This window comes from Nocardia sp. NPDC004722, assembly GCF_053601505.1.
Genome location: NZ_JBSGBY010000494.1, coordinates 1 through 6,527, shown reverse-complemented (window position 1 = coordinate 6,527; position 6,527 = coordinate 1). Strand labels below are relative to the sequence as shown.

Sequence of the window (6,527 nt, the reverse complement as noted above, 5' to 3'; positions counted from 1 at the left end):
CACGCGGGTGGCCAGCAGGATCGAAAAGGTCGGGGCCAGTGCGGATCCCAGATTGGCGAGCCCGAGCACGAGCAGCGCCGAGACCAGCAGCGCGCGGCGGGGCAGCCGCGCGGTCAGGGTGGCCAGTACCGGCGAGCCCAGCGCGTAGGTGGCGGCGAACACCGTCACCGCCAGCCCGGCGGTCGCGGTCGAGACCCGCAGTGCCCCGGCCAGTTCCGGCAGGAACCCGGCCAGGATGAAGGCATCGGTGCCGACGGCGAACGTCCCGACCGCCAGAATCGCGGTGCGCCGCAGGCCGTGCGAGAGGTCCGGGGACTCGTCCGTCGCGACACGGGACTTAATCGGGATAGTTCTCATCCCGAATCTCCTTCCGAAAAAACCCGGCCCGACGGCCGGGTTGCTTGATCGAGCGCAACGCTCAGACGGTCATCGCCTCGTAGCGGTCTCTGGCCCGCTTCGCCGCCGCCGACGACGTCTCGGCCACCATGTCCGCGATCGTCTGCGCGGCGAGTTCGCGCCGCCAGGCGAGATCGGCGCGGCTCATCACCTTGCTGATGCCGCAGACCTTGCTGAATTCCGACTCGGCGGCGCCCGCGCCCGCGCCGCGGCGGCGAATCTCGGTGCAGCGGAACGCGCCGGTGCGGCCCTCGACCGCGGCGACCACATCCATGAAGGTGATGCGTTCGGGGGCGCGGCCGAGCCGGTATCCCCCGCGCGCGCCCGGCACCGACTCGAGGATGCCCTCGCGGACCAGTGGTTGCAGGCGCTTCTTCAGGTATTCCGGCGGAAGCTCGTAGATCGCGGCCAGCCGCGCGGTGGCGATGGGCGCGTGATCATCGAGCCAGGCCAGCACGAGGCAGCAGTGCAGTCCCCACTCGACGCCTTCACCCAGCAACATGAATAGGGATACTACATGTCCCGAATAGGTGCGCCAACCCCAAAACCCAGGGCGCGCATCGATTCAGCGGGTGACGCGGCGCGCCTTCATACCGTTGGACAGTGGCACCTCGGCGACCTTGCCCCCGGATTCGGCGTGCAGCATGCGCCCGTTGCCGGTGTAGATGCCGACATCGGAAGGCCCACGCGGACCGAAGGATCCGAACACCAGGTCTCCGGCCTTGGCATTGATCAGCTCGACGTCGGTGCCCTGTTCCCACTGCTGCTCGGCCGTGCCGGGCAGCGTCTTGCTGCCGCCGGTCGCCGCGAACACCGCGGCCGCGGTGAACCCCGCCTGGTCGAAGCCGCCGTTGCTGGGTCCGCCCGCCCCGCCGCCGCCGAAAACGTAAGAGGTGCCGAGCCATTGCTGTCCGGCCGCCACGATCTGCGCGCCCAGGTCGGCGTTCTCGTCGGCCTGGAAACGCCCTTCGCTGCCGAGGCTGCGGAAGCCGGGCTCGGCGGCCAGGATGCGCGCCACGTACGGGCGGGTCTCGGTGAAGTGCCGGGCGATCTGATCGGGCATGCCACCGGAGGACAGCACCGCGCCCTCGCCCGCGTTGTAGGCGGCGATGGTGAGTGCGGTCAGGTCACCGGAGACCTTGCCCTGCCCCATCCAGCCCTCGATGGTCTTGGCGATGGCGCACATGTAGCGGCCCTGGCCGATGATGGCGTCCGCGGGTTCCAGCGCGCTGGCCACGCCGTCGCCGTCGGCGTCGATGATGTAGGGCTGTCCGTCGGGGGCAAGCGCTTTCGCGGTGCCGGGCATGAACTGGGCGATGCCCTGCGCACCGTCCGGGGAGACCGCGTCGGAGCGGAACCCGGATTCGGCCTGACCCTGCGCGGCCAGCAGCGAGGCACTGATCTCGGGGCAGAGCGAACCGGCCCGTCGGTACCAGATCTCGAGTTCGGGCGGCACCTTGCCCGACGCGAGATTGCCTCCGGCCGTGCCGAATCCGTTCTCGCAGTAGGGCGAACTGGGTGCGGGGACACTGCCGCCCGCCAGCCACGGCATCGGATCCACCTGATGCCCGCCCGTCAACCGTCCGCCCGGTACCAACTCGAAATGCAAATGCGGACCGGAGGATTCGCCATTACTGCCGACATCCGCGATGTGCTGGCCCATCTGCACGATGTCACCGGTGTGCACGAAGATGCCGTTCTCGTACATGTGCCCGTACACCGTGGAGTAGCGATGGCCGCTCTCGTCGAGGGAGTCGATGACGACCCAGTCGCCGAATCCGGATGCCGCGCCCGAGGCCACCACCAAACCGTCGGCGGCCGCGTAGATGGGAGTGCCCGCGGGCGCTGCGAGGTCGACACCCATGTGGGTGCCGCCGCGCGCCCCGAACACATCGCTGACCGTGAACGACCCTGCGGCGAGCGGGTATTGGTGCCGTCCGGCCCCCATCAGGCTGCCCGCCTCATTGACCGTGCCTGGCATGGCCGCCATGGACGCGTCGCCCACCGCGGGCACGGTCGACGTCGCCGCGACGTCCTTGATGCTGACCTGCACCCGGTCCAGGTGGTTGCGGGCCGCGTCGCCGCGATCGTCGAGGGGCTTCCACTCGGTGCCCGCCGCCGCGCCCGGCGTCCAGCTGCGCTGCTTCCAGAGCAGGTAGTCGACGCGGAAGGCGGCGGCGTTCTCCTGCAGGAACGACACGATGGCGTCGCCCTTGCCGGTGTCGGAGCCGACGATGAATTCCACCGCGCGCCCGGCCTTCAGATCCGGGCTGGAGGCGTCGTCGACGACGCCGCGCATGTCCATCATCCCGAAGTGCGCGACCGTGCAGCGCAGCACCCGCAGCGCCCCGTCCTGCAAGCCCGCCTCGGCGGGGGAGCCGGTGGACGGGCAGTTGGGTTCGGTGCGCGCCGAGGTGGCGGTGGGGAGGCTGGGTGTGCCGGGGCCGCAACTGGTCTCGGTCGCGGGCAGAATAATGACCAGCACCAGCGCCATCAGCCCGATGATCAGGCCGACCGCCGCACCCACGAGATGTTTGGGCTTCACGCCCGACCGCTCCCGGCCGCCGCGGTGATCACCCGGACATCATGCCATGGCCGACACGCGGTTTCAGGGATGTGCGTGTCAGTTTCAACTAGTTCACAGCGGGCATCCCTTCCCTATGCCGTACGTGGCCCGCAATGAAGTCCACGCCGCTCGCATCATCAGCGGCGTCGGCGCGCTGTTCGCCCTCATCGAGGGCGTGTACATCCTGCTGCTGATCCTCAACGCGGATCAGTCCAACAAGTTCTTCACCTTCATCAAGGGGCTCGCCGAACCACTCGCGCTGTTCTTTCCCGGGCTGTTCCATACCGGCAGTACCGATTTCGACATCATCCTCAATTACGGACTGGCCGCCGTGTTCTGGCTGGTCGTCACCGGCTTCGTGGCCCGGGTGATCGCCAGATAGGTGTTCAGGCCCCTCACGGTCCGGACGCTACAGTTCGGCGGCGGACAGATCGAACGCGGTGAGCGCCGCGGCGAACAGCGGCGTGTGCTCGGAGCGGCCGGGGTCGTAGCCGGTGAGGGCGGCGATGCGACCGAGGCGGTAGTTGAGCGTATTGCGGTGCACCACCAGGGACTCCGCGGCGGCGACCCGATTGTGGTCGTGCGCCAGGTAGGCGCGTAGCGCGTCCATCAGATGCTGATGCTCGGCCAGCGGGGCGAGCAGGCCCAGCAACCAGGTGCGGGCGGGGCCGGGGCGGGCGAACTGATACTGCAGGGCGAGTTCGGCCATGCCGTACACACCGGTCGGACGGCCCAGTCCCAGGGCCAGCCGGGCGATCTCCCCCGCCTCTTCGGCCCGCGCGGGGATCTCCGAAACCGTTGCGGCGGTGGCGGTTCCCGCTATCACCCGCACGCTCGCCACGGTGGCGATGCGGGTCACCGCGGCGTCGAGCCGGGCGAGGGGTTCGCTCACCGGCACCAGCACCCAGCCGCCCGCCCGATCCAGCGTGGTCAGCGCCAGCGGGGAGAGCGCGTCGATCTCACCGTGGATGACCCGCATGGCCGGGCGCACCCCGTCCACGGTGGCGGCCGCGTCGGCGGTGCGCAGGGCCACCACGTGATAGCCGCCGAGCACGACGCCGAAGCGCGCGGCCAGCAACTCGGCCGGTTTGCCCTGCAACAATGCCTGCGCCAGTGCGCGTTTGGCCTCCCGCTGCTCCCAGTGCAGGTCCTGGCGCTCTTGCAGATAGGACCCGGCCACGCCGGGAATCACCAGGCCCAGATAGCGCAGCAGTTGCGGTACCGCGCCCAGCAGTTCTTCGCGTTCGGCGGTGGTCGTCGCGTGCGCGATCAGGAAATTCCAGGCGGCCAGCGCACCCTGGTGGTAGACCGCCAGCACGGCGTCGAGCGGAATGCCTTCGCGCGCACGGCGCACCCCGATATCGATCATCCCGTCCAGTTCGTCCGGGCGTGGCTCCCGCCCTTCCCGCAGCAGGCGCACGAACAGGCGCAGGTTGTCCTCGGCGCGGCGGGTCAGGTCCTGCTCGACCAGTTCCCGGGGCAGCTGTTCGTAATCCGGGACGGTGCGCACGATCACCGCGACCATCTCCCGGGCGGCGTCGGGCAAGTGCGCGGCCAGGAACTCGGCGAAGGAAGCAGCGTCTTCGGGGGCGGTGGTCACCTCGACATTGTGGGCTCGACCGAATCCGTTCGCACGGCGAATGAACCCAGCTGGGCGAACATTCGCGAGCACGGTGAGCGATCCTGTCATTCGAACAAACCGGAGCGCTCAACCCTGAACCCGCGCACAGAGACCGCGACCGCCCTCGTCTGAGACGGTTTAGCCCACACTGTCGTGGCAGAGGAAAGAGGACCGATGACCGGTCATGGACGGGGACGGCTGCTCATGGCGAGCGCGGCGGCCGGACTGCTGATTTCGGCACAGGCGGCCGGGCTCGCGCACGCCGAGGAGACCATCGCGGTGGAGCCCGCGCCGGCGTTCACGCTACCGCCCGAACTGGATGACTTCTACGCGCCGCCGGCGGGCCAGGTCGCCGCCGCGCAGCCCGGCGAGATCCTGCGGGCCCGGCGCATCAATCCCGCGTATTTCGGCCTGGTGCAGCTCAATATCGACGCCTGGCAGCTGTCATACCGCACCACCAACAGCTTCGGCGAGGCCATCTCCACCGTCACCACGGTGCTGGTGCCGCGGGGTCCCGCGCCCGAGGGCGGCCGCAAGCTGCTGTCGTACCAGATCGCCGAGGACAGCGCGGCCCAGTACTGCGCACCCTCGTATGTCATCCAATCCGGCGGCCTGCCCATCGATTACGTCAATGCCGCCGAGACGATGATCCCCATCGCGGCGGGCGTGGGTCAGGGCTGGACGGTGGTGATGCCCGACTACGAGGGCCCGCACTCCTCTTACGGCACCTCGAAACTCAATGCCCAGACCACCCTCGACGGTATCCGCGCGGCCGAGAACTTCTCCCCCGCACAGCTTTCCGGCCATGACACCCCGACCGCGCTGTGGGGCTACTCCGGCGGGACGGTGCCCTCGTCCTTCGCCGCGGAGATCGCGAAAGACTATGCGCCGGAACTGAACATCGTCGGCGTCGCGGCGGGCGGACTGGCCGCCGCCGACTATCCGGAGGCGCTGCGGCACAACAACCGCGGCCTCTACACCGGCCTGATCATGGGGGTCTTCGCCGGGATCGCCGGTGAGTACCCGGAGGTCCGGGACATGTTGCGCGACAATGTCGTCGATCCGGTCACCCAGCTGCTGATCGCCTCACGGCAGGTGCTGTGCCACCCGGAAGGCACCGCGTTGGTGCCGTTCTACGACTATCTGGGCGCGATGAGCTATCACGGCGATCCGCTGCAATACCCCGCGGTGCAGCGTTTCATCGCCGAGAACTCCCTCGGCCAAACCACGCCGTCGATGCCGCTGTACATCTATCACGCCCAGTACGACGAGATCCTGCCCAATGCCGGGGTCGACCGGCTGGTGGACAAGTACTGCGCCGAGGGCGCACCGAGCGTCGTCTACGAGCGGGAGCTGGTGGCCGAGCACATCTCCGGGGTCGCCGGGCAACTGCCCGGCGCGTTCCACTGGCTGCGCGACCGGCTCAACGGCGTCACCGCCCCGCAGGGCTGCACCATCACCGATCCGACCTTCGTGATGGCGGAACCCCGCTTCTGGCAAACCCTGGGCGAGATCCTGCCGACCGCCGTACAGGCCCTGGTGGGTCAGGCGATCGGCAGCAACCGCTGACCGGTCAGAGCTTCACGATCGAGGTCACCGGGTAATCACCCTGGCGCTCACGGCCCTTCAGGAACTCCAGCTCCAGCACCACCGCCGCCGCGGCCACCTCGGCTCCGGCGGCGGTGAACAGCTCCGCCGCCGCGGCCAGCGTGCCGCCGGTGGCGAGCACATCGTCGAGCAGCAGCACCTTGCGGCCCTTCAGGTCGATGCCGTCGGCGGGGATCTCCAGTGCCGCGGAACCGTATTCGAGGGTGTACTCGCGGCTGATCACCGGCGGCGGCAGCTTGCCGCCCTTGCGCACGGCGATCACACCGGTTCCGAGAATGGCGGCGACACCGGCCCCGAGCAGGAAGCCGCGGGCGTCCACGCCCGCCACCAGATCCG

General features: G+C 69.3%; 7 protein-coding genes. 2 read left to right on the top strand and 5 right to left on the bottom strand.

Translation table 11 applies throughout. From position 1 onward, the window contains the following. From ACWELQ_RS34410 to ACWELQ_RS34400, 3 genes are all read right to left on the bottom strand, one after another. On the bottom strand, positions 1-357 hold a 357-nt coding region (locus ACWELQ_RS34410; RefSeq protein WP_452401196.1), incomplete at its 3' end, for an MFS transporter. A 61-nt stretch (positions 358-418) separates the two neighbouring features. Next, positions 419-898: an RrF2 family transcriptional regulator gene (locus ACWELQ_RS34405; RefSeq protein ID WP_452401195.1), complete on the bottom strand. Its 480-nt coding sequence runs from the start codon at positions 896-898 to the stop codon at positions 419-421. 63 nt (positions 899-961) lie between these two features. Beyond that, positions 962-2,941, bottom strand: a complete 1,980-nt coding sequence (locus ACWELQ_RS34400; protein ID WP_452401194.1) for a peptidoglycan DD-metalloendopeptidase family protein — start codon at positions 2,939-2,941, stop codon at positions 962-964. Between the two features lie 115 nt (positions 2,942-3,056). Between ACWELQ_RS34400 and ACWELQ_RS34395 the strand changes: the two genes are divergently transcribed. Then, positions 3,057-3,344: a hypothetical protein gene (locus ACWELQ_RS34395; RefSeq protein WP_452401193.1), complete on the top strand. Its 288-nt coding sequence runs from the start codon at positions 3,057-3,059 to the stop codon at positions 3,342-3,344. A 27-nt stretch (positions 3,345-3,371) separates the two neighbouring features. Here the strand turns inward: ACWELQ_RS34395 and ACWELQ_RS34390 are convergent, their stop codons facing one another. After that, positions 3,372-4,562, bottom strand: coding sequence for a PucR family transcriptional regulator (locus ACWELQ_RS34390; RefSeq protein WP_452401192.1), 1,191 nt, complete (start codon positions 4,560-4,562; stop codon positions 3,372-3,374). A 195-nt stretch (positions 4,563-4,757) separates the two neighbouring features. On the opposite strand from ACWELQ_RS34390, the gene ACWELQ_RS34385 reads away from it, so the two are divergent. Then, a complete protein-coding gene (locus tag ACWELQ_RS34385; protein WP_452401191.1) occupies positions 4,758-6,152 on the top strand; it encodes a lipase family protein in 1,395 nt (464 codons plus the stop codon). Positions 6,153-6,156: 4 nt separating this feature from the next. On the opposite strand, the gene ACWELQ_RS34380 is transcribed toward ACWELQ_RS34385, so the two are convergent. Beyond that, the coding region (locus ACWELQ_RS34380; RefSeq protein ID WP_452401190.1) for an adenine phosphoribosyltransferase at positions 6,157-6,527 on the bottom strand (371 nt) is incomplete at its 5' end.